The 22,033-nt window shown below is 58.5% G+C and carries 22 protein-coding genes, 1 tRNA gene and 2 pseudogenes; 3 read left to right on the forward strand and 22 right to left on the reverse strand.

What is annotated here, in order from left to right; all coding sequences use genetic code 11:
* Window position 1: 1 nt before the first annotated feature.
* The 3 genes from olsA to ACZ1HJ_RS15010 all read right to left on the reverse strand — a co-directional run bounded on the left by olsA (window position 2) and on the right by ACZ1HJ_RS15010 (window position 1,904).
* Window positions 2–835, reverse strand: coding sequence for a lyso-ornithine lipid O-acyltransferase (gene olsA / locus ACZ1HJ_RS15000; RefSeq protein WP_472719461.1), 834 nt, complete (start codon window positions 833–835; stop codon window positions 2–4).
* On the reverse strand, window positions 832–1,599 hold the full coding sequence (olsB, locus tag ACZ1HJ_RS15005) for an L-ornithine N(alpha)-acyltransferase (RefSeq protein WP_472722219.1): 768 nt from the start codon (window positions 1,597–1,599) through the stop codon (window positions 832–834). The genes olsA and olsB overlap by 4 nt, the downstream gene beginning before the upstream one ends.
* 101 nt (window positions 1,600–1,700) lie before the next feature.
* Window positions 1,701–1,904: a DUF3553 domain-containing protein gene (locus ACZ1HJ_RS15010; RefSeq protein ID WP_472719462.1), complete on the reverse strand. Its 204-nt coding sequence runs from the start codon at window positions 1,902–1,904 to the stop codon at window positions 1,701–1,703.
* A gap of 24 nt (window positions 1,905–1,928) precedes the next feature.
* Here ACZ1HJ_RS15010 and ACZ1HJ_RS15015 point away from each other — a divergent pair, with 24 nt between their 5' ends.
* Window positions 1,929–2,528, forward strand: a complete 600-nt coding sequence (locus ACZ1HJ_RS15015) for a histidine phosphotransferase family protein (RefSeq protein ID WP_472719463.1) — start codon at window positions 1,929–1,931, stop codon at window positions 2,526–2,528.
* Between the two features lie 21 nt (window positions 2,529–2,549).
* Here the strand turns inward: ACZ1HJ_RS15015 and ACZ1HJ_RS15020 are convergent.
* From ACZ1HJ_RS15020 to ACZ1HJ_RS15065, 10 genes and pseudogenes are all read right to left on the reverse strand, one after another.
* A pseudogene (locus ACZ1HJ_RS15020) lies at window positions 2,550–3,814 on the reverse strand (glutamate-5-semialdehyde dehydrogenase).
* A 47-nt stretch (window positions 3,815–3,861) separates the two neighbouring features.
* Window positions 3,862–4,968 carry a glutamate 5-kinase gene (proB, locus tag ACZ1HJ_RS15025; protein WP_472719464.1) on the reverse strand — a complete coding sequence of 369 codons (1,107 nt, stop codon included), beginning with the start codon at window positions 4,966–4,968 and terminating at the stop codon, window positions 3,862–3,864.
* Window positions 4,956–5,993 (reverse strand): GTPase ObgE, encoded by a 1,038-nt coding sequence (gene obgE, locus ACZ1HJ_RS15030; protein WP_472719465.1) that lies wholly within the window; start codon window positions 5,991–5,993, stop codon window positions 4,956–4,958. Before obgE ends, proB begins: the two co-directional genes overlap by 13 nt.
* Window positions 5,994–6,046: 53 nt before the next feature.
* Complete coding sequence (locus ACZ1HJ_RS15035; RefSeq protein ID WP_472719466.1) at window positions 6,047–6,553, reverse strand: GNAT family N-acetyltransferase; 507 nt, start codon at window positions 6,551–6,553, stop codon at window positions 6,047–6,049.
* Window positions 6,554–6,556: 3 nt separating this feature from the next.
* A complete protein-coding gene (locus ACZ1HJ_RS15040; RefSeq protein WP_472719467.1) occupies window positions 6,557–7,096 on the reverse strand; it encodes a GNAT family N-acetyltransferase in 540 nt (179 codons plus the stop codon).
* Window positions 7,093–7,698 (reverse strand): LysE family translocator, encoded by a 606-nt coding sequence (locus tag ACZ1HJ_RS15045; RefSeq protein WP_472719468.1) that lies wholly within the window; start codon window positions 7,696–7,698, stop codon window positions 7,093–7,095. The genes ACZ1HJ_RS15040 and ACZ1HJ_RS15045 overlap by 4 nt, the downstream gene beginning before the upstream one ends.
* Window positions 7,699–7,777: 79 nt before the next feature.
* A complete protein-coding gene (rpmA, locus tag ACZ1HJ_RS15050; protein ID WP_306114429.1) occupies window positions 7,778–8,047 on the reverse strand; it encodes a 50S ribosomal protein L27 in 270 nt (89 codons plus the stop codon).
* 11 nt (window positions 8,048–8,058) lie between these two features.
* Window positions 8,059–8,778 (reverse strand): 50S ribosomal protein L21, encoded by a 720-nt coding sequence (locus tag ACZ1HJ_RS15055; RefSeq protein WP_472719469.1) that lies wholly within the window; start codon window positions 8,776–8,778, stop codon window positions 8,059–8,061.
* A gap of 210 nt (window positions 8,779–8,988) precedes the next feature.
* Complete coding sequence (locus tag ACZ1HJ_RS15060) at window positions 8,989–9,813, reverse strand: DUF2059 domain-containing protein (RefSeq protein ID WP_472719470.1); 825 nt, start codon at window positions 9,811–9,813, stop codon at window positions 8,989–8,991.
* Window positions 9,814–9,936: 123 nt separating this feature from the next.
* Entirely contained in the window at window positions 9,937–10,662 is a 726-nt protein-coding gene (locus tag ACZ1HJ_RS15065) for a DUF2059 domain-containing protein (RefSeq protein WP_472719471.1), read from the reverse strand.
* A 124-nt stretch (window positions 10,663–10,786) separates the two neighbouring features.
* On the opposite strand from ACZ1HJ_RS15065, the gene ACZ1HJ_RS15070 reads away from it, so the two are divergent.
* Window positions 10,787–10,876, forward strand: a tRNA-Ser gene (locus ACZ1HJ_RS15070).
* A 95-nt stretch (window positions 10,877–10,971) separates the two neighbouring features.
* Here the strand turns inward: ACZ1HJ_RS15070 and ACZ1HJ_RS15075 are convergent.
* The gene (locus ACZ1HJ_RS15075) at window positions 10,972–11,844 is read right to left on the reverse strand and encodes an NAD(P)-dependent oxidoreductase (protein ID WP_472719472.1); all 873 of its coding nucleotides are present in this window, start codon (window positions 11,842–11,844) and stop codon (window positions 10,972–10,974) included.
* 77 nt (window positions 11,845–11,921) lie between these two features.
* Between ACZ1HJ_RS15075 and ACZ1HJ_RS15080 the strand changes: the two are divergent.
* Window positions 11,922–14,397: pseudogene (locus ACZ1HJ_RS15080) on the forward strand (penicillin acylase family protein).
* Here ACZ1HJ_RS15080 and ACZ1HJ_RS15085 read toward each other — a convergent pair.
* The 8 genes from ACZ1HJ_RS15085 to ACZ1HJ_RS15120 form a co-directional block, all read right to left on the reverse strand.
* The gene (locus ACZ1HJ_RS15085) at window positions 14,391–15,509 is read right to left on the reverse strand and encodes a M56 family metallopeptidase (protein WP_472719473.1); all 1,119 of its coding nucleotides are present in this window, start codon (window positions 15,507–15,509) and stop codon (window positions 14,391–14,393) included. The pseudogene ACZ1HJ_RS15080 and the gene ACZ1HJ_RS15085 overlap by 7 nt on opposite strands.
* A complete protein-coding gene (locus tag ACZ1HJ_RS15090; RefSeq protein ID WP_472719474.1) occupies window positions 15,499–15,894 on the reverse strand; it encodes a BlaI/MecI/CopY family transcriptional regulator in 396 nt (131 codons plus the stop codon). The genes ACZ1HJ_RS15085 and ACZ1HJ_RS15090 overlap by 11 nt, the downstream gene beginning before the upstream one ends.
* Before the next feature lie 53 nt (window positions 15,895–15,947).
* On the reverse strand, window positions 15,948–16,214 hold the full coding sequence (locus tag ACZ1HJ_RS15095) for a DUF2160 domain-containing protein (RefSeq protein WP_472722220.1): 267 nt from the start codon (window positions 16,212–16,214) through the stop codon (window positions 15,948–15,950).
* 143 nt (window positions 16,215–16,357) lie between these two features.
* Complete coding sequence (locus ACZ1HJ_RS15100) at window positions 16,358–17,155, reverse strand: carbohydrate ABC transporter permease (RefSeq protein WP_472719475.1); 798 nt, start codon at window positions 17,153–17,155, stop codon at window positions 16,358–16,360.
* A complete protein-coding gene (locus ACZ1HJ_RS15105) occupies window positions 17,152–18,015 on the reverse strand; it encodes a carbohydrate ABC transporter permease (protein WP_472719476.1) in 864 nt (287 codons plus the stop codon). The genes ACZ1HJ_RS15100 and ACZ1HJ_RS15105 overlap by 4 nt, the downstream gene beginning before the upstream one ends.
* The gene (locus ACZ1HJ_RS15110) at window positions 18,012–19,088 is read right to left on the reverse strand and encodes an ABC transporter ATP-binding protein (protein WP_472719477.1); all 1,077 of its coding nucleotides are present in this window, start codon (window positions 19,086–19,088) and stop codon (window positions 18,012–18,014) included. The genes ACZ1HJ_RS15105 and ACZ1HJ_RS15110 overlap by 4 nt, the downstream gene beginning before the upstream one ends.
* Entirely contained in the window at window positions 19,088–20,164 is a 1,077-nt protein-coding gene (locus tag ACZ1HJ_RS15115) for an ABC transporter ATP-binding protein (RefSeq protein ID WP_472719478.1), read from the reverse strand. The genes ACZ1HJ_RS15110 and ACZ1HJ_RS15115 overlap by 1 nt, the downstream gene beginning before the upstream one ends.
* A 104-nt stretch (window positions 20,165–20,268) precedes the next feature.
* Window positions 20,269–22,008, reverse strand: a complete 1,740-nt coding sequence (locus ACZ1HJ_RS15120; RefSeq protein WP_472719479.1) for an ABC transporter substrate-binding protein — start codon at window positions 22,006–22,008, stop codon at window positions 20,269–20,271.
* Window positions 22,009–22,033: the final 25 nt, after the last annotated feature.

Raw genomic sequence — 22,033 nt, forward strand, 5'->3', positions numbered from 1 at the left:
TTTATGTATCGCGCCGGTCCGGCGGCATCCCTGCCCGAACGGTTTTTTCCAAATGGGCCGCCAAGGCTTTGCGGTCTGCAAAATCGGCCACCCGGACGGGCGGATGATAGATCACTTCGACCGCACCGTGTTTGGCCGCGGCCAGCAGATGCAATAAATGCGGCGCAAATTCCATGTCACCCCACCACCCGTAAAACGTATCCGCCTGTCCGTCGGGCGCGTGATAAACTGTGGTGACCGGTTGGATATGCATGTGATCATGCAGCGCCGGTGCAAAAAATGCCTGAAACAAGGTGGATTTAAACCGCAGCACCCGCAGGCCATCAGTCGATGTGCCTTCCGGGAAAAACAACAACCGATGACCAGATAGCAGACGTTCTTCGAACAGTTTCGTCTGTGCCTTGGCCTGTCGCGGGTCACGCGCAATGAACACCGTTCCCGTCATGCGCGCCAGAAACCCGATCACCGGCCACCGGGCCACTTCGGATTTCGAAACGAAATAGACCCGTTTCCGGGCATTCAACACAAAGATATCCAGCCACGATGCGTGGTTCGACACCACCGCACCGGGCACTGTCATCTGCGTGCCCTTGATCCTGTGTCCCATGCCCAGAACCAAGAAGAACACCCGGCTGACGCCTTGCGTGATATAGGGCGTGACCGGGCGACGGGGTCCAAAGAGCGGCCGTTCAACCAGCCGCAGCACGAGCATGGCTACGGTGCCCATGACGATGAAACACACCAAAACCAGCCCGCGCAGCACCGCCCGCACCCATCCCATCGGGGTGATGGCAGGCAAATCCGCTTCGATGGTTGGATCCCAGGGCGGGCTCACGTCTCCAGACCCTTGGTGTAGATGCTCTTTTGCTTGTCGTTGAGTTGCGCCGTATCCATGATCAGGCACACATCGGTTGTGTTGAACGCATGATCCACAAAGGCCCCCTCGCCCACGTACCCGCCCAAGCGCAGATATGCCTTGATCAGAGCGGGCACCTGCAACATCGCGGCCCGACGATCCAAAGCGTCGCGATCCAAGAGGTCAAGCCGCTGATAGCTCACCTCGCGTGCACGCACACGTAGCGGTTCGGGTGCAAGATGACGGTGATGCAAAAGCGATAAGGGCTGCGCCAAAGGTTCCGGATCGGTGCCGTGAAAACTGGCCACCCCAAAGAGGATTTCAATGCCGTGCTCTGCCACATATTGCGCCAGCGCATTCCAGAGGTGGAACATTGCCGTCCCACCACGATAATCCGGCGCCAGACACGAACGCCCCAGTTCCATCAACCGCCGGTCCTGTTGTCGCAACGGCTCAAGGTCGTATTCATCCTCGGAATAAAACTGCCCGGCCGCGCGCGCCTGATCATCGCGCAAAAGGCGATAAACGCCCACAACGTCGCCGCCCCGTCCATCGTCCAGCAGCAGAAGATGATCGAAAAACGGATCGTACCGGTCCTGCTCCAGGCGCGCCGCATGATCCACCATCGGACCATCTCCGCCTAGCTCTTCAACAAACACCTGATATCGCAACCGCTGCGCGGCGCGGATCTCCGCCTCCGTGGCGGCCAGCTTTACGCGAAAATCGGGATCCGGGCGGCGCATGTGCTTCCTGAACTTCATGGGTTGATCGGGGTTTTAGGAAAGCCCGCCGGCAAAGGCAATCAATCGTCTTTTACGGGATTGGTAATCGCCTTATACGTGTGTTAACCTTCTGGTAACTCTCTTGGGGGATCAAGGATTGGCAGGAGGACAACGTGGCGACCATCAATCACAACTTTTCCCGAATTTGGAAAGTTCACTGTGACCTTGCCCGCGATGTTCGATTGCACCTGCCCGGTGCCCCAATCGGGCTGGTCTGGATGTTGCACCAGCATTCCCGGTTCAAGTAACGCGTTCAAATTTTCCATGTGCCTGCCTTTGGAGAAATTCACTTGTCTGATCATACTGTTAATGTCGCCGCTTTGATAGGCTCCCGCATCTGCCACGACCTCATCAGCCCTGTCGGGGCTGTTACCAACGGGCTGGAATTACTTGCCATGTCCGGCGTTGGCGATAGCCCTGAACTGTCGCTGGTCAATAACTCGGCCGCAGATGCCACCGCGCGCATTCGACTTTTCCGGCTGGCCTTTGGTGCCGCATCCGAAGATCAAACCACAGGCAGCGAGGAAATCCGCACGATCCTTGCCAACCATTATTCAGACGGCAAGATCACGGCGACATGGCATCCGCAGGAGAATATCCCGCGGCAAACGGCGCAGGCGGCACTTTTGGCCGTGCTTTGCGTCGAACAATCCCTGCCCTTCGGCGGATCGCTGTCGATCGAACACACAGACGGGCAATGGAGCGTTCGCGGCACATCCGACCGGATCAAAGACCGTTCCGCCCTGTGGGCCGGTCTTGTCGGGGACGCGCCGCTTCCTGACCTGGCCCCAGCAGACGTGCAATATCTGCTCCTGAGCGATCAGGTCAAAACCATGGGCCGCACATGTACGGTGACCGCATCAGACAGTGATGTATGTCTTCGGTTTTAGTGCTGTTTTGGCAACCGCGGGTTAGCTGCGGACAGCGCCGTCGCCCACCACCAAATACTTGAAACTGGTCAATTGTGCCGCCCCCACCGGGCCGCGTGCGTGCATCTTGCCGGTTGCAATGCCAATCTCCGCACCCATGCCAAATTCGCCACCATCGGCAAACTGGGTCGAGGCATTGCGCATCAAAATCGCACTGTCCAATTGGGCAAAAAACTCGTCTGCGGCGGTGTCATCTTCGGTCACAATGCAATCCGTGTGGTTTGAGCCATGGGCACGGATGTGATCAATCGCCTCGTCCACGGAGGACACCACCCGCGCCGCAATGATCATATCAAGGAATTCACGTCCCCAATCGGATGAGCTTGCAAGTGTAACACCCTCTATTTCCGATATTTTCTCATCACCGCGCACTTCGACGCCCGCATCAATGAGCGACCGCAAAACAGCGCGCCCAAGGCCATCCACAACATCTTCATGGATCAGCAGGCATTCAGCGGCACCGCAGATGCCCGTCCGCCGTGTTTTGGCGTTCATCACGATTTTCAAGGCCTTTTCAACATCCGCGGCGGCGTCCAGATAGATGTGAACAATGCCTTCCAGATGCGCAAAGACAGGCACACGGGCTTCGCGCTGTACAAGGCCGACAAGACCCTTGCCGCCACGCGGGACGATCACGTCGATGGTGTCCGTCATGGTCAGCATGGCCTGCACGGCCGCCCTGTCGCGGGTCGGCACCAGTTGAACCGCATCCGCAGGCAGGCCCGCATGTTCCAAGCCTTGCACCAGACAGGCATGGATCGCAGTGGAAGAATGAAAACTCTCGGATCCCCCCGCAAAATGACCGCGTTGCCGGATTTCAGGCACAGCGCCCCGGCATCCGCCGTCACGTTGGGGCGACTTTCATAAATCACGCCGATCACCCCCAATGGGGTGCGAACACGGCGGATATTAAGACCCGTCTCCATATCCCACTCTTCGAGCACCTCGCCAACCGGATCGTACTGCGCCGCCACGGCGCGCAACCCGTCAACAATGCCCTGAATGCGCGGCTCATCCAGCGCCAGACGATCCATCATCGCATTAGTCAGACCTTTATCGCGCCCATAGGCGAGGTCCAACGCATTGGCATCGATGATCTCTACACGGCGCTCCCATACAGCGTCTGCAGCGGCGTTGAGAGCCGCGCGTTTGCTGGCGGCGTCAGCCACGGCCAAAGCGGCGGAGGCCGATTTGGCGCGGGTCCCGATATCGGCCATCAAGGCTTCGATTGTCTCAAGGTCTTTCATGATTCAATTCCTTGGAAATACTGTTCAGAGTGTAACATCACGGCGCTTCAAAACGCCATATCATCGCGGTGCATCAGCGGACCCCGGCCCGGGTAGCCAAGCATGGGCTCTATGTCCTTACTGCGTAATCCTTTGATTTTACGCGCATCTCCGGCGTCATAGCGCGTCAGACCCTGGCCAAGATTACGCCCATCAGGGCCCTTAACCTCAACCGCATCCCCGCGCATGAAGCGCCCGGTCACATCCGTTACACCTGCTGCCAGAAGGCTGCTGCCCTTGCGCAAGGCCGCCGCGGCACCTTCGTCCACGGTCACGCTGCCCTTGGGTTTCATGGCCGCAATCCACGCTGTGCGTTTCGCTTGCGGATCACCCTGGGCCAAAAACCACGTGCAGGCGGCCCCGTTTTCCAACGCCGTGACCGGGTTCAACCCGGACCCTTCGGTGATCACCATGTCGCAGCCCGCCGCCGTTGCAGTTTTCGCGGCCATGACCTTGGTTTTCATCCCACCTTTGCTGAGGCCCGACCCGGCATCGCCCGCCATCGCCTCGATGTCGGGCGTAATATGATCAATCACGTCGAAACGTTGCGCCGTGTCATCCTGTGCCGGATTGGCCGAATAGAACCCATCCACATCGCTGAGCAGGATCAACTGGTCCGCGCCAGCCGTCACCGCCACCTGCGCCGCCAACCGGTCATTATCTCCGTACCGGATTTCATCCGTGGCCACCGTATCATTTTCGTTCACGATGGGCACGACGCCGAGGTTCAAGAGCTGCTCCAGCGTGGCGCGCGAATTGAGATAGCGGCGCCGATCACTGCTATCCTCCAGCGTGACCAATACCTGCGCGGCCTTAAGACTATGGCCCGCCAGCGCCCGATCATAAGCCCCGGCAAGTTTGATTTGACCCACAGCCGCCGCGGCTTGCGATTGTTCCAAAGTCAGCTCGCCGGCCGGAAGACCAAGCGCGTTGCGCCCCATGGCGATGGACCCTGACGAGACCAAGAGCACATCCGTGCCCCGCGCCTTCAGGCGCGCCACATCTTCGGCCAACGCCCCCAACCAGTCGGATCGCAAATCCCCGGTATCGCGGTCCACCAGCAGGGCCGAACCGATCTTGATAACCAGCCGTTTTGCGGTACTCAGGGTTGCCACGGCTCAGGCTCCGCATCCTCGGCTTTGAAGCGCAGTTTTGTCTGATCAATCTGCCCACGCAACGCCCGCAAAACCTCCGTCACACCTTCCCGCGCCACGCCAGACATAGCCATGACAGGGCCACCGGTTGCAACTTCCAGTGCAGCCTGTTTTTCACTGCGTTCTTCGTCACTTAGCGCATCAATCTTGTTCAGAACCGTGATCCTTGGCTTGGTCGCCAAGACGTCACCATATGCCTCGATTTCATGCAGGATTGTCGCGTGATCCGCCGCCACATCTTCGGACGTGCCATCAATCAAATGCAACAGGACAGAACACCGCTCAACATGTCCCAGAAAGAGATCACCCAAGCCCCGCCCTTCCGAAGCACCGTCAATCAGGCCCGGAATATCGGCCACGACAAATTCAACGTTATCAACGCCGACAACGCCCAGGTTGGGATGCAGCGTGGTAAAGGGGTAATCCGCGATTTTGGGCCGGGCATTTGACGTTGCCGCCAGAAAGGTGGATTTGCCCGCATTGGGCAGCCCCAGCAATCCAACATCGGCAATCAGTTTCAGACGCAGCCAGATGGTGCGTTCCACACCCTCCTGCCCCGGATTTGCACGCCGCGGCGCCTGGTTGGTTGAGGATTTGAAATGCAGGTTGCCAAAGCCACCGTTGCCGCCGCGCGCAAGTTCGACGCGCTGACCAACTTCGGTAAGATCGGCAATCACGGTTTCCTGATCTTCGTCCAGCACTTCGGTGCCCACGGGCGCACGCAGGACGATGTCATCGCCGTCTTTACCGGTGCGCTGTTTGCCCATGCCGGGCTGGCCATTCTTGGCGAAGAAATGCTGCTGATAGCGGAAGTCAATCAACGTGTTCAGCCCGTCAACAACCTCGATCCAGACCGAGCCACCGGTGCCACCATCTCCGCCATCGGGCCCGCCATATTCAATATACTTCTCCCGGCGGAAACTGACGCATCCCCCGCCGCCCGCACCGGACCGGATATAGACCTTTGCGAGATCAAGAAACTTCATGAAACGGTCCTTTGTGGCATTGGCCCCTGCGATAGAGGGAAATGCAGGTGTGCTCAAGCCCGTGGGGCATCCAGCGTGAAATTACGGGTTGGCAGATGCGCGGCGCGCGACGCACAAGGGCTGACACAACGCGGCCCTTCGGTGAAGCCCAGTTTTTCCAACACGCGGCAAGAGCCGGGGTTGTCATCGAAGACACAGGCGCGCAGCTGCAGCCACCGGCCCGTGGCAAATGCCGCCTCGATCAGGGCGGTGCAAATCTCGGTCGCATAACCCTGCCCCCAATGCGCGCGACCGATCATATAGCCCAACTCGCCCTCGCCGAAGATCGTTGCCATGCCCACCAAAGTGTCGTCCCGCAGGATCGACCCACCAAGCCCCGCATCAGGGGCTATTGGCGCACAGCGTTTCGACGTGAACGCGCGATCCGCGGGCCAGGGCCATGTGCCCGTGGTGCAAACAACCTCAAAATCGGATGCGATTTCATGCATGGCAGGCACATCTTCGGGGCCTGCCGAACGCAGGCGCAACCGTTTGGTGCGCAAGATGTCTGCCACGACCATGGGTCAACTTACCTTCAGGCTATAGGTCCACGTGGGCACTTTGGCGTTGCGTGCCACGGAGAAGCTTTCGGCGTCGCCCAGATAATCAAACCCGCAATTCGTCAACACGCGTGCCGAGCTGGCGTTGTCCTGAAATACGCTGGCGAAAAACGTCGTGCAGTTCTGTGGGTTGCCCGCAAGCAACGCCGATACGGCCCCCGACGCAACGCCAGTGTTCCAATAGGCGGGTGCCACCCAATACCCGACCTCGGATTGAGAGATATCGACCCGAAGCAAACTGATCAGACCCATGACCTCGGTCTGACCACTCTTGCTGCCATCAATCGCCCAGACATCCTCGATCCGGTCACTCTCGCGCGCCCGCGCAATCAAGGCATCGGTAGTGCCAGGTGGCAGCGGGTGCGGGATCGTACTGGTCGACATGGCCACACGTGGATCACTCGCGTTCATTTCGATCAACCCTGCATCCGACGGGCGCAACGGGCGCAAATCAAAGCGCTCGGTTTCGATAACAGCTTGATTAACAATACTATCCAGTTTCACTTGCTCTCTCCTCCGAACAGAACAAAAAGCACCGACGCGACCGTTAGAGCCGCCAGTGCCCACATCAAATACTTCTCCGCCGGTTTCCCGGCGACCGTGCGCGCAAGCCGGTCTCCTCCATAAGACCAGATCGGGTGCAAAATCGTTTGCAGGGCTAAAAATGAGATGGCCACGGCAAGCGTCGCCTGCAAGGCCGGTGTGCCCGGGCTCACGAAATTGGTAAATCCCGCGACGATCATCGCCCATGCCTTGGGATTGAGCGGATGCACCAGCAATCCGGCTGCAAATCCCGGGGCTTTTTCAACAACGCGACCGGTATCAAGGCGCATGTTGGCCACTTTCCACGCCAGCCAGAAAATATAGGCCGCAGATGCCCATTTCAGGGCCTCAAAGATGCCCGGTGCCTGATTGGCCAGCTCCATCAGACCAAACCCAACCGGCCAGATGACCAATTGTTTACTGATCACCACCCCCGCAACAAAAGGCAGTGCCGCGCGAAACCCAAACCGCGCACCGGTGGCGAGCAATGCCATATTGGCCGGGCCAGGTGTGCCAATCTGCGAGGCACCAAACACCAACAGACCGAGGATCGCGACACTCATGACGTGCCTCCGTGGAAATAAAAAAAGGGACCGGCGGTATCGCCGATCCCCTGATTTTCTCAAAACCTTTCAGGTCGGCTTATTCGGCGGCCTCCGCCACCGGCAGGACCGAAATAAAGGTACGGCCCTTGAGGCCCTTGTGGAATTTTACGGCGCCTTCGACGGTTGCAAAGATCGTGTGATCCTTGCCTTGGCCCACGCCTTCACCCGGCCAGAACTTGTTGCCGCGCTGACGCGCGATGATGTTCCCGGGGATGACAGCTTCGCCACCGTATTTCTTTACACCAAGGCGGCGACCGGCTGAGTCGCGGCCGTTACGGGATGAACCGCCTGCTTTCTTATGTGCCATCTCGTCTCTCCTTAGCCTTTAGCCAGTTTCTTGGCCTGTGCGATCCAGCCTTCGCGCTCGATCCGGCCTTTGAACGACAGTTTCTCGTCCATAGCAGCAACATCCGCATCCGTCCATGCCGCGACCTGGGCAAAGGTTGTGACGCCCGCTGCGTGCAGTTTCTTCTCAAGCGCCGGGCCAACACCGCTCAGCTCTTTCAGATCATCTGCACCCTTGTCGGCCTTGGCGGCCTTCTTGGGGGCTTCTTTCTTTGGCGCTGCCTTCTTGGGCTCGGCTTTGGCCTCTGCCTTTTTCGGCGCAGCTTTCTTGGGCTCGGCCTTGGCTTCAGCTTTCTTGGCGGGCTTGGCGGCGGCGGCCACTGCAACAGCTGCGACGGAACCCGCACCCATGGCGGCTTTCACGCCGGACTTGTCGCCACCCTTTTCAAGGATGTCTGTCACGCGCAGGACTGTCAGTTGCTGACGGTGCCCTTTGGTGCGCTGGCTGCCGTGCTTACGACGACGCTTGACGAAATTGATGACCTTGTCACCTTTGATCTGATCAACCACTTCGGCCTGAACGGCTGCGCCATCTACCAAAGGCGCGCCGACAACCGGCTTGTCGCCGCCCAGCATCAAAATCTCGTTGAATTGAACTTTTTCACCGGCATCCGCTGCAAGTTTCTCAACACGAAGCATGTCACCTGAGGACACCTTGTATTGCTTGCCACCGGTCTTGAGGACCGCAAACATTTGCTTTTCCTTCGTTTTCCGCGTCCGCCGGTCCCCCTGCTTTGGGGCGTTAACAGCCAAAAGCCACCTTGAACAGCGCGCCCGTTCGGGCGTCATTACATATCACTGGCAAGGACCACCCCTGCCGCGATGCGCGCTTATCGGGGCAAATCGGGCCCAAGTCAAGCCCTCAAAAGCCTGTTATTCAACGGCGAAACATCGCCCCCGGGCTCAGAGCGGCTCGCTGTTCAAATGCTCGGCCACGGCGCGCCCCATTAGATAGGACAATTCAATATACATCTTGTCAAAAGCCGCAAAGATCGCCCGGTTCAGCGCCTGCCCTTCGTCGGTGCGATAAAACGCGGCATACTCATCCAGAACGTCGCCTTCCAGCGGTTGATACGCGAGGGTCAAAAACGCCCCCAGCCATTCCTCGGACGCGTTTCGTGTTTCTTCTTCCTGTGACCAGACATCCCTCAGAATATCTTCTTCACTGAGGTCATACGCCCCGCCATCGGTCAGGCCGCGATAAAACATCAGGCTGGCATTCAACGTGCCCATTACGTTGAATTCAACCAGATCACTCTCGGAAATCAATTGATCAACCTGCCGGATCAACGCGGCTTCCTCGGCCTGCAGCGCTGCGAACCGCTCCGTCGCGGCGGCCTCGATCTCCGGGTCCAGAAACGCGCGCCGCGCCTCCAGTTCCAGCCGCACCACTTCCTGACCCGCCTCACTGGTGAAATAGGCCATGATCGGCGCAATTTCGACGCCCTCCAGTTCAGTCTCAAAATCCCGGGAGATCAGCGTCAACATCTTGTCGGTGTCATAAATCCTGGCCACCGTGTCGCCCCAACTGGCCATATCCGCTTCGGGCAGCAGGCCGTCGGCAACATCCGCGCCGTATCGCAGCCCTTCCAGATGCATGATATCGATGGTCTCTTCAAAGCCCAACGCATCGATCAGCGCACTCATGTCGGTGCGGCCCTCCGCCAGCGATCCACTGGCGCTCACCGCAAGCGACACACTCAGGCAAACGGCACGAATGAACCCCATGATCACAGCTCCTGCGCTGGCGTAAGATCAGCCATGCGCGCCGCCAACATCTCGAACCGGGTGGCCATGATCTCGTACTGCACCGCGTTCATCAGCACATAGACCTGTTTCATATCAGGATGCTCAAGCGCTTCGGCATAGGCCTCGAGGTCTTCGTTGTTGATATCCCGGTAGACATAGGCCGCCGACACCAGCCCGGATCTCGCGCAAAGCCTGCTTCAACTCCGCTTCAGATTCCTTGAGAAACGCCCGCAACACCTGTTCGTCGATATTGTCATCGATCACGCCCGCATAGGACGCCGCCAGCAGGAACCGGATCTGCAATTCGTGGATGCCCTTCACGGCCGTTCCTGCGCCATCAATCGCATCATTCATGCGGTTGAGGAACACAACCCGATCGCCGCCTTCGGCAACAACCGCGCCACCGATACTGGTGCGGGCCTCTTCATTCTCATCGAAATGCCCGACATTCTCGACCTCCACCAACCGCTGCCCCAGGGGAGACGCGTAAAACGCTGCCGCATGGGTCAACAAATCATCGCTGAGTGTGGCCGACAGGATTTCCAACGCGGTCTCGCGCATCTGGTCGGTGTCAAACACCTCCTTGGACAGACGGCTCCAGTCATTGCCAAAATCGCTGGCGTCGAACCCCAGCATGGCCGGTGCGTCCTCTGCCGAAAGCGCCATGCTATCCAGTGCGACATCAAAGCCGGTGATCTGCAAAAACGCCTCAAGCCGGTCCCTGTCCGCGGCGCGCACCGTGTTTGCGCTGATGACAATCAGGGTCAAAACAACCGCTATCATCGAAAACAGACGTAACCGGCTGTGGCGGGGCATCAAATAGGACATGTCGGATCAAACCTTTGCGCTTGGCTTTCTACCCCTCCAACCTAGGGAGAATTTGCCAGCAAACAATGCAAAAGCCCTTGTCTAGGTGCGGAAAGCCAATTACACGCCCCTCCGTGACCCCCGCGGAGAGGTGCCGGAGTGGTCGAACGGGGCGGTCTCGAAAACCGTTGTGGGTGCAAGCCTACCCAGGGTTCGAATCCCTGTCTCTCCGCCAAAATCTTTCAAAAAATCGGGCCAAACCCCTGATCGGCATACGATCTGGCCGATGCCAGCCGCCCCGGAACAAGGCGGCGAGACACGTGTTTCGGGTCAGTCCATGGACCGCAGACGCTTGAAGAGGCTGGACGTATCCCACCGGCCCCCGCCCATTTTCTGGACATCTTTATAGAACTGATCGACCAGTGCGGTTACCGGCAATGATGCGCCATTTTCGTCCGCCGTCGACAGGCAAATGCCCAGATCCTTGCGCATCCAGTCCACCGCAAACCCATGCTCCCACACATCGTCCAGCATCGTCTCGTAGCGGTTCGACATCTGCCAACTGCCTGCCGCGCCCTGGCTGATCACTTCGACCACCGCACGGCCGTCCAATCCGGACTTTTCCGCAAAATGCAGGGCTTCGCTCAACCCCTGAACCAGACCTGCAATGGCAATCTGGTTGCACATTTTGGTCATCTGTCCCGCACCACTGCTGCCGATGCGGCGGCACAGCTTGGCATAGGTGTTCATGATCGGCTCAGCCGCGTTGTAGCTGGCTGCATCGCCACCGCACATGATCGACAAAGCTCCGTTTTCCGCCCCGGCCTGACCACCGGAGACCGGCGCATCAACAAAGGCCATGCCCAACGCCCCGGCGGCCTCATAAAGCTCGGCGGTCACCTTTGATGACACGGTGGTGTGGTCCACAAAGGTCGCGCCTTTATCCATGCCCGCAAAAGCGCCGTCGTCATCCAGACAAACAGATCGCAAATCATCGTCGTTGCCGACACATGCCATGACAAACTCCGCACCCGCTGCCGCCTCGCGCGGTGTTTCGGCCATCGAACCGCCATGCTCTTCGGCCCATTTTTGCGCCTTGGCCGCCGTGCGGTTGTAAACACAAACCTCATGCCCGGCTGCTTTTAGATGCCCGGCCATCGGATATCCCATCACACCAAGGCCCAGAAATGCCAGCTTTGCCATCTTATTTCCCCTTACCATTGTCTCGGTTCAGATTTCTGACTATCCCAGCCTAGGATGCAAGGGAAATCGGGGCAGGAATGGCTCAGGTCTTTAAATGGTTATCTCGGATCGCGGGCGGCATGGTGTTGCTGGCCCTCGTGGCCGTCATCGGGCTCTATTTTCTGTTGTCCCGCTCCTTGCCGGATTACGACAAAACGGTCCCCGTGGCGGGCCTGTCCGGGCCGGTGGAAATCGTCCATGACAATGCCAACGTCCCCCATATTTTTGCCGATGCCGACACGGATGTCTTTTTCGGTCTGGGCTATGCCCATGCGCAGGACCGCCTGTGGCAGATGACCGTTTTACGACGCACGGTGCAGGGTCGCCTGTCTGAGGTGTTTGGCGCCTCGACCATCGATATTGACAAGGTGCTCCGCCGGTTCGACATTTACGGCGCTGCGCGCAAATCAGTCGAGGTGCAGGACGCCCGCACGCTGGCTGCGCTCAACGCCTATTCGGCTGGAGTGAATGCCCGTGTCCAGGAAATCAACGATGACGCGTTGGGCCGGGGCGCGCCTGAGATGTTCATGTTCAACAACCCGATTGCGCCGTGGCAACCTGCGGATTCTGATCGCCATCATCAAGTTGTTGTCGGTGCAACTGTCCAGCCATCTAGAAAACGAAGTGCTGTATGCCCGCACATCACTGGCCCTGAATGACGCAGATCGTCTGGCGGATATCATGCCGCTGGACCCCGGTGGCGGTATTGCCGCCCTACCCGAATATGCCAGCCTTTGGCCACGTGGTGCCTTGCCGGTGCAAACCGCGCAATCTGATGCGCAAAGACACCCGCTATCGCCGTTCCAGAAACGGGCCTTCGCGGGCGCATCCAACGCGTGGGCTGCGGCACCGGCCCGGTCGGCATCGGGCGGCACATTGCTGGCCAATGACCCACATCTTGGCTTCACCGCCCCCGGCATCTGGTATCTGGCGCGGCTGGAACTTTCGTCGGGTGGTGTGATCGGCGGCACAATCCCCGGCGTACCAACCGTCATGACCGGACGCAGCGCCAGCCTGGGCTGGGGGATCACCTCATCCTATCTGGATGATCAGGATATGTTTATCGAGCGGGTCAATCCCGACAATCCCAACGAATACCTGACCCCTGATGGTTACAAGCCCTTCATCACGCAGCGGTCTATCATCCAGATCAAAGATGCCGATCCGGTCACAATGACACGGCGCTGGACGGAGAACGGACCAGTTCTGCCCGGATCACATTACGATCTGGATCAGGTCACACCAACGGGTCATGTGGCATCGCTCTCCTGGACGGCCCTGAGCCCGGCGGACACCACCATGAGCGCGGCAATCGCGCTGCTATATGCCCAAAACGTGCCCGAGGCACTTGCTGCCGGTGAGAAATACATCACGCCGTCCCAGAACCTGACCCTGGTTGATCAGGACACGATTGCGCTGAAAACCATTGGCGCGATGCCGCGCCGTTCGGCCGATCACGAAAGCCAAGGCCGTTTGCCGGCACGCGGATGGATCGCGGAAAACCGGTGGCAGGGGATCAGCCCCTATTCCGCCAATCCCGAATTTCTGGCCCCTGCAGGTGGTGTTCTGGGCAATACCAACAACAAGACCGTTGATCGCCCCTTCCCGCTGCATGTCAGCTTTGTCTGGGGCGACACGCAGCGGGTTCATCGGTGGCGCAAACTGATGCAAAACCGCGAAGTTCATACCCGGGACAGCTTCATCGAGGCACAGCTCGACACGGTTAGCTTTACCGCCCGCTCCTTGCTGCCGCTGATCGGTGCCGATCTGTGGTTCACGGGCGAGTCCGCGCCTGAAGGCACACCCGAGCGCCAACGCCAACGCGCGTTGCAATTGCTGTCGGACTGGAATGGCGAAATGAACGAACACCAGCCTGAACCGCTGATCTATGCCGCATGGCTGCGCGCTGTGCAGGACCGTCTGATCCGCGATCAGCTGGGGCCGTTGACCGCGGAGTTCGTGCATCCCGAGCCGGTGTTCATCGAACGTGTCTTCCGCGATATCGACGGCGCATCGGCCTGGTGTGACGTGATCCAATCCTCGCCGGTCGAAACCTGCACCGATATCGCCCGTCTGGCGCTTGATGATGCGCTGATCTGGATCGGCGAGACCTACGGCACAGCGCTCGAAAGCCTGCGGTGGGGCGACGCGCATCAGGCCACCCACGACCACCCGGTACTGGGCGAAGTTCCGGTTCTGCGGTATTTCGTGAATATCCGTCAGTCCACCTCGGGCGGTGACAACACCCTGCTGCGCGGACGGACCCGTGGCACGGGCACGGAGCCCTTCCAGAACGTGCATGGCGCAGGCTATCGCGGGGTGTATGATTTCGCCGATCCCGACAGCAGCGTGTTCATCACGTCAACCGGCCAATCCGGACATTTCCTGTCGCGGCATTACGATGATCTGGCACAGCTTTGGCGGCGCGGAGAATACATTCCAATGTCTCTGGACCCGAAACTCGCACGCGCGGCCGCGGTTGGGATAACGGTGCTGACGCCCGCCGATCAGTAGCGGGTCAACTCGCTCCGTTGATCAAGGCGCTCCAGATTGACGATCGTCGACAGCATCAGCCGGTCCTGGCTCCAGTCGCCACTGCTTTGCGAGGCGATTGAACCAAAGCTGATCAAGGCCAGCAATGGTACCGCCAGCACGCAGGTGACCCATTTGCCGGGTGTCTTGCTGCCCTGCGCCAGCATCGACATCACCCGTCGCTTGAGGAATCGCGCCGCACGCCGGTTCCCTTCAGGGGCCACCAGTGGCACGCTTGGGACCAGAATACGCTGCCCGTCCTGCGCCAAGCGGTTGCGACAGACCCGCAACAGGCAATCGCAATAGTCACGCACGCCGAACCGATCCCGCATCAGCACCTGCTGGTCACAGGCCAGTTCGCGCAACTCTTCGACCTCACGTTTGAAATACATCATCGCCGGGTTCCAAAAGAACAGCGGGCGCAACAGTTCCAACGCAATTTCCCACCCCAAATCGCCCTGCCGCATGTGTTGCAACTCATGCGCGACGGCAATCCGCAGGTCATCCGCCTCGGAAAGCAACGCAGATGGCAACACGATGTACCGGCGCCGCACCCCCCGCGTGGAAAAGGGGATGTCGCACTGGTCCGACAGGCAAATCTCGATGCTGCCGCGCCTTTTCCAGACATAGCTGGAGCGGATCACGCCCCGGATGGCCAGCGCATTGCGTATCAGACGCGCGCCCCCGATGAGCAATCCAAGCCCGATCAGTGCGGCGACTACAATGCCCGTCACCGAGCCGAGGGTTGTCACATCCTGAGCCAGAACCGTGCGGGACATCCATAGGCTTTCAAAGGTGGACGGCGACATTTCAAACCGGCCATTCAAAAACTGCGCCAGCGCATAGTCCGACACGCTCGGCGCATAGCTTGGGTTGATCACGTTAAGCGCCTGTAAGTGGCCAAACCCGATGACGGCCACCGGGGCCAGCGCCACGGCCAAAAGCACGCCGTAAACCAGTTGCAACTGCATCAACGACGCGTGTTGCAGCGCCGTTCGATTAAGCGCAAACCGGGTCAGCGCCCAGATACACGCCGCCACAAGCAAGATAATGTTGGCATCCACATAGGCATTGAAAACTGAGTTAGCCGTCATTGTCGGTCAACCTCCTGTCCAAGAGCGCCCGTATTTCCGCCAAAGCATCTTCAGAGATGCCACCATCATCCACCAACCGCGCCACCAGCGAGGCCGGTGTCCCGTCAAAGAGCTTGTCCGACAGGTTCCGCAGCGTCTTGGATTGATACGCCTCCCGCGCAAGGACGGGTTTGTAGACCAGCGAATTGTTGTGTTTGTCACTGCTCACGAAGCCTTTTTGCTCCATGATCCGCAGGATCGTCGCGGCTGAGGTATAGGCAAGATTGCGTTCCGGTGCCAAACGCGACAACACATCGCGCACGCTGCCCTGACCCAGGCTCCAAAGTTCTGTCATGAACTCCAGCTCGACCTCGGTGAGAAACTCAATCTTTTTCTTTTGTCGCATTTTCTTGTCCTGTAACCGCCCTGCTCTCGCACCTCACAGCGCCTACTCTACTCTCAGACTTTCCAAAAGCAAAATACGCCCCATGCGATGCTCAGACCCAATGGCGCCCAGAGTGGCATGCCCACAAACCCAAGCCACGCCAGAAAAATATAAACCGTACCCAAAAGCGAAATGAACAACCGGTCACCCCGTGTTGTCACCAGCCCTAGCACACCTTTGCGTTCAGCCCCGCCGGGGCGTTTGATCTCAAGCACTGTGAGGATGCCCATGGCCGAAAAGATCCCCACGAACACGGCCAGGGTTGCGGGCGTCCAGGCCATCCAGAACGTGGGCCAGAGCGGGTCCGTCCAGGAAAAACCCTTTGGCGCCTCCTGCCCCACGCTGCCCCATGTATTCTGCGCCAGCGCCGCCCCGGGCAGCAGACTGGGCAGCAGCATCAAGAGAGAAGCCAGATACCTCATTCTCACACCCTCCCCAGGGCAAAGCCCTTGGCGATGTAATTGCGCACGAAATAGATCACCACAGCGCCCGGAATGATGGTGAGCGTCCCTGCCGCCGCCAAGAGGCCCAACTCATAGCCCGCGCTGGACGCCGTTTTGGTCATCGTGGCGGCAATCGGTTTGGCCTCAACCGCTGTCAGTGTTTTGGCCAGAAGGAGTTCCACCCAGGAAAACATGAAGCAGAAGAACGCTGCCACGCCGACGCCCGCCTTGATGGATGGCAGGAAGATCGACACGAAAAAGCGAGGGAAGGAATAGCCGTCTACATAGGCCGTTTCGTCCAATTCTTTCGGTACGCCGCCCATGAACCCCTCAAGGATCCAGACCGCCAACGGAATGTTGAAGAGGCAATGGGCGAGTGCCACAGCGAGGTGCGTGTCAAAGAGGCCAACGGCTGAGTAGAGCTGAAAGAATGGCAAGGCGAAAACGGCTGCGGGTGCCATTCGGTTGGTCAGCAACCAGAAAAAAAGCTGCTTGTCACCGAGGAAACGATACCTGCTGAACGCATAGGCGGCAGGCAAGGCCACAGTGATGGAAATTACCGTGTTGATCGACACATAGAGGATCGAGTTGATGTACCCCCAGTACCAGCTTGGGTCGGTGAAAATCACCCGGTAATTGTCCAGCGTGAAGGTCTGCGGAAAGAGCGAGAACCCTGCAAGGATTTCATTGGTGGTCTTGAAGCTCATCGCCACCAGCCAATAAATCGGCAGCAGCAGGAAGATGATATAGAAGATCGGGATGAGGCTGCGTTTTCTCATTTCGCATCATCCTTCGTCATCAACGTGTAGAAGAGCCAGCTCACCAGCAGCGTGATCGCGAAGTAGATCAGCGACATGGCCGCTGCGGGACCGAGGTCGAACTGTCCAAGCGCAATCTTAACGAGGTCGATGGACAGAAGCGTTGTCGAGTTGCCCGGACCGCCGCCCGTCAGCACGAAAGGTTCCGTGTAGATGTTGAAACTATCCATAAAGCGCAGAAGGATCGCGATGGTCAGCACGGTTTTCATCTTGGGCAACTGGATATAGCGGAAGACTGACCAAGCGCTGGCGCCATCGATCTTGGCCGCCTGATAATACGCATCCGGGATCGAGACGAGCCCCGCATAGCTCAGGAGCACCACAAGCGAGGTCCAGTGCCAGACATCCATCGTGATGATCGTGACCCAGGCCGCCAGTGGGTTCTGTGTCATATCATAGGGAATGCCCAATGTGTGATTCATCAGGTAGCCCAACAGGCCGATATCCGGCAGGGCAAAGATGTTCCACATCGCGCCAACCACATTCCAGGGGATCAGCATCGGCAGCGCCATGGTCACCAGACAAACCGGCACCCAGATGCCCTGACGCGGCATCGAAAGCGCGATGATGATCCCTAACGGAATTTCAATGGCCAGAATAATGCCGGTGAAAAGGAACTGCCGCCCAAGGGCCGCATGAAACCGCTCGGAATTCAGAAGTTCCTCGAACCAGCGGAGCCCTTCCCAGAAAAATACATTATTTCCAAAGGTTTCCTGCACCGAGTAATTCACAACCGTCATCATCGGGACCAGCGCATTAAATGCCACAAGCAACAGCACGGGCAGCACAAAGAACCACGCTTTCTGGTTTTCAGTCTTCATGACCCCGCCCTTTCCGTCGCCAGCCAGCCATCGCGATAAACGCGGGTATGTTCCTGCGCAAAGGACAGGTGGATCGCCTCACCCTGCTCAGGCACCGCACCGCTGCTGACGGCCTTGACCAGCGTGTCGCCCACCATTGCGTCAATCACGCTGTGGCGACCAACATCCGATATCTTGCGCACGGTCGCCGGCAGGCCAGCCTCACCAAGGCGCACATATTCCGGCCGCACCCCAAGCTGGGTTTGCCCTGAACCCGCGGTGATGGCACCTTCGACCTCTACCTTGTGCCCGTCAAAGAACGCCGCGCCATCGCGGATTTCGGCAGGCAACACATTCATGCCCGGTGATCCGATAAAATGTCCCACAAATGTGTGGGCGGGCCGCTCGAACAGCTCAACGGGGGTGCCGATCTGGACGATCTCGCCCTCTTGCATGACCACCACCTGATCCGCAAAGGTCAGCGCTTCTGTTTGATCATGAGTTACATAGATCATGGTTGCGCGAACTTTCTGATGCAATTCCTTGAGTTTACTGCGTAATTTCCATTTCAAATGGGGGTCAATCACGGTCAGAGGCTCATCAAACATCACCACATTCACATCGTCTCGCACCAGACCCCGGCCCATGGATATCTTTTGCTTGTTATCCGGCGACAGGTTCGCGGCACGGGTGGTCAGCATCTCCGTGACCTCCAGCATCTCGGCAATCTCATGCACGCGGGATTTGACCGTGCCCTCGGCCACGCCGCGATTGCGCAACGGGAAGGCCAGATTGTCATAGACGCTCATCGTGTCGTAGATCACCGGAAACTGGAACACCTGCGCGATGTTGCGCTGGTTGGGTGGCAGGTTCGTCACGTCCTTATCGTCAAACAGAATTCGACCTTCAGACGGCGTCAGCAGACCCGAAATAATGTTGAGCAAAGTGGATTTCCCACATCCCGATGGGCCCAACAGCGCGTAAGCCCCGCCATCGGACCAATCGAGATCAATCTCCTTGAGCGCGTAATCCTCAGATGTCTTCGGATTGGGATAGTAGCTGTGTTTCAGGTGCGAAAGCGTAATCTTGGCCATCACTCCGCCCCTTTCGATACAAGCTGCCCATCAGGCGCGAAGTAGAAACAGGCGGACGGGTCCATGTGAAACGCATGATCCTCACCAATTTCGAACGGATGCACGCCGTGGGCCAATGACACCCAATCCGCTGATTTCATTTGGAAATGCGCGCTGCTTTCTGATCCGCTGAGCTCGGTCACCAGTACTTTGCCCGTCAAATCAACACTGTGGGCGCCGGATTTGATCGGCGACACATGATGCGGACGAATGGCGAGCGTATAGTCACCATCTGACAAACCGGCAGCGGCGGCGCCTGCGGTCCACGCGGCATCTTCCCCCATGCGGATCGTATCGCCCTCCTTGGTCACGCTGGCCATGTTGATGGGCGGATCGGAAAACACCCGCGCGGCCATCAGTGAGCCGGGATTGCGGTAAATCTCAGCGGTCGGACCAAACTGTACCACGCGGCCGTCTTCCATCAGACCGGTTTCGCCCCCCAAGAGCAGCGCCTCCTCCGGCTCGGACGTGGCATAGACCACCACGGCGCCGCGCCCGGCAAAAAGTTCGGGCAGTTGTTCGCGCAACTCTTCGCGCAGTTTGTAGTCCAGGTTCGCCAGCGGCTCATCAAGAAACACCGCGCGGCTTTCCTTGGCAATCGCCCGCGCCAAAGCGGTGCGTTGCTGTTGTCCCCCCGACAGCTCATGCGGACGCCGGTGCAGCATCGGGCGCAGCTGTAAAATATCTGCGGCCTCTTCGACCCTGCCCTGAATTTCCGACTTCGCCATGCCTGCAACATTCAGAGGGGAGGCAATATTGTCGAAGACGGTCATATGGGGGTAATTGACAAAAAACTGATGCACGAGGCTGATATTGCGCTTTTGCGTATTGAGCCGGGTGACATCCTCACCCTCCATGAAAATCTGCCCATCCGCGATCGGATCGAGCCCGGCCATCAGTTTGATCAGAGAGGTTTTGCCAGCCCCGGTTTCGCCCAATAACACATTGAAATGGCCGGGATTTAGCACCAGGGATGTTGGCTTGATATGGGTCTGGCCCGCCACTTCCTTGGTTATGTTCTTTAATTCTACGGTCATCTTGGCCCTTGCCGGAAATGGTCTCGGCGATTGGATGGCCGGGGTCCATGCAACCCCGGCCAGCAAAGTGCCACATCTCTGCGGCACCTCACAGGAAGCTTAGATTACTGAGCGGCCCACCGGGCAACCAGATCGTCATAGTTGACGGTCTGACCCTGTGGCTTTTCATTCTCAAGCTTGGCTTTGGGCGATCCGGGCTGCGAGAGCCAGAATTCCGGGTCCTGCTCCTCGTTCAGGCGCGGACCACAACCACCATAGACCTGCGCACCCTCATCGGCTGCCTGCATCCGGCTCATCGTGATGTCCATTTCCTGCGCCAGACGATCCATCGCCTCTTGCGGTGTAAAGGCACCCGAGTTCACATCCCCGATCTGCTGCCACCAGATCTGTGCCAGTTTCGGATAATCCGGAACGTTCACACCGGTTGGCGACCATGCCACACGGTCGGGCGAGCGGTAGAATTCCACCAGACCGCCAAGTTTCGAGGCGCGTTCGGAGAAGCTTTCATGGTTCACAGAACTATCCCGGATGAAGGTCAGACCCACATGGGATTTCTTCACATCCACGGTCTTGGACGTCACGAACTGCGCATAGAGCCACGCGGCCTGTGCCCGATCCGACGGGGTGGATTTCAGGAAGGTCCAGGACCCTACATCCTGATATCCAACCTTCTGGCCTTCTTCCCAGTAAGGACCGTGCGGGCTTGGCGCCATCCGCCACAATGGATTGCCTTCGCCATCCACGGTGTTGTTGCCTTCTGACTGCGGCTTGACCATGTCGGCAGTAAAGGCCGTGTACCAGAAGATCTGCTGCGCCACGTTGCCTTGGCTGAGCGCGGGCAATGACTGGTAAAAGTCATAAGAAGCCGAGCCGGGAGGTGCGTAGTTCCGCAGCCATTCGTCCCATTTGCGGATCGCATATACCGCCGCCGGACCATTGGCTGCGCCACCGCGGGATACGGATGCGCCTACGGGGTTACACGTGCCGGGCTCCATCCGGATGCCCCATTCATCAACGGGAATGCCGTTGGGTTCACCCTTGTCGCCAGCACCGGCCATGCTGAGCCACGCGTCGGTCATCCGCCAGCCCAGATCAGGCGCGCGTTTGCCGTAATCCATGTGGCCGTAGATCGCGGTACCATCGACTTCTTTCACGTCGTTGGTGAAAAACTCGGCGATGTCCTCATAGGCCGACCAATTGACCGGCACACCCAAATCATAGCCGTATTTCTCTTTGAACGCGGCCTGCAGATCTTCGCGGTCGAACCAGTCCTTGCGGAACCAGTACAGGTTGGCAAATTGCTGATCCGGCAGCTGGTAGAGCTTGCCATCCGGACCGGTAGTGAACTGGATGCCCATGAAGTCCTCAAGGTCCAGCGTCGGTGACGTGGTCGCCGCCCAATCGCCCGCCATCTGATCCGTCAGGTTATAGGCCAGTTGCAGGCGTGAATGCGTCCCGATGAGGTCACTGTCATTGACGTAACCATCATAGAGGTTCCGCCCTGTCTGCATTTGTGTCTGAACTGCCTGGACAACTTCGCCCTCGCCCAAAATCTGGTGATTTACCTTGATCCCGGTGATCTCTTCAAAGGCTTTGGTCAGAACATCTGATTCATATGAATGTGTTGGAATACCTTCGGACAGAACATTGATTTCCATCCCCGCATACGGTTGTGCGGCTGTGATGAACCATTGCATTTCGCCCATCTGTTCGTCTTTCGACAGCACCGATGGCTGGAATTCTTGATCAATCCAACGTTGCGCCGCCGCTTCATCGGCTGTGGCCATATTGGTCCCTGCAATAACGGCAGATGCCGCAACTGCACTGAGCAGATACCTACGCATCTTTTCTCCTCCCATTTATTTTAAT

This window comes from Roseovarius sp. JB2-10, assembly GCF_055693585.1.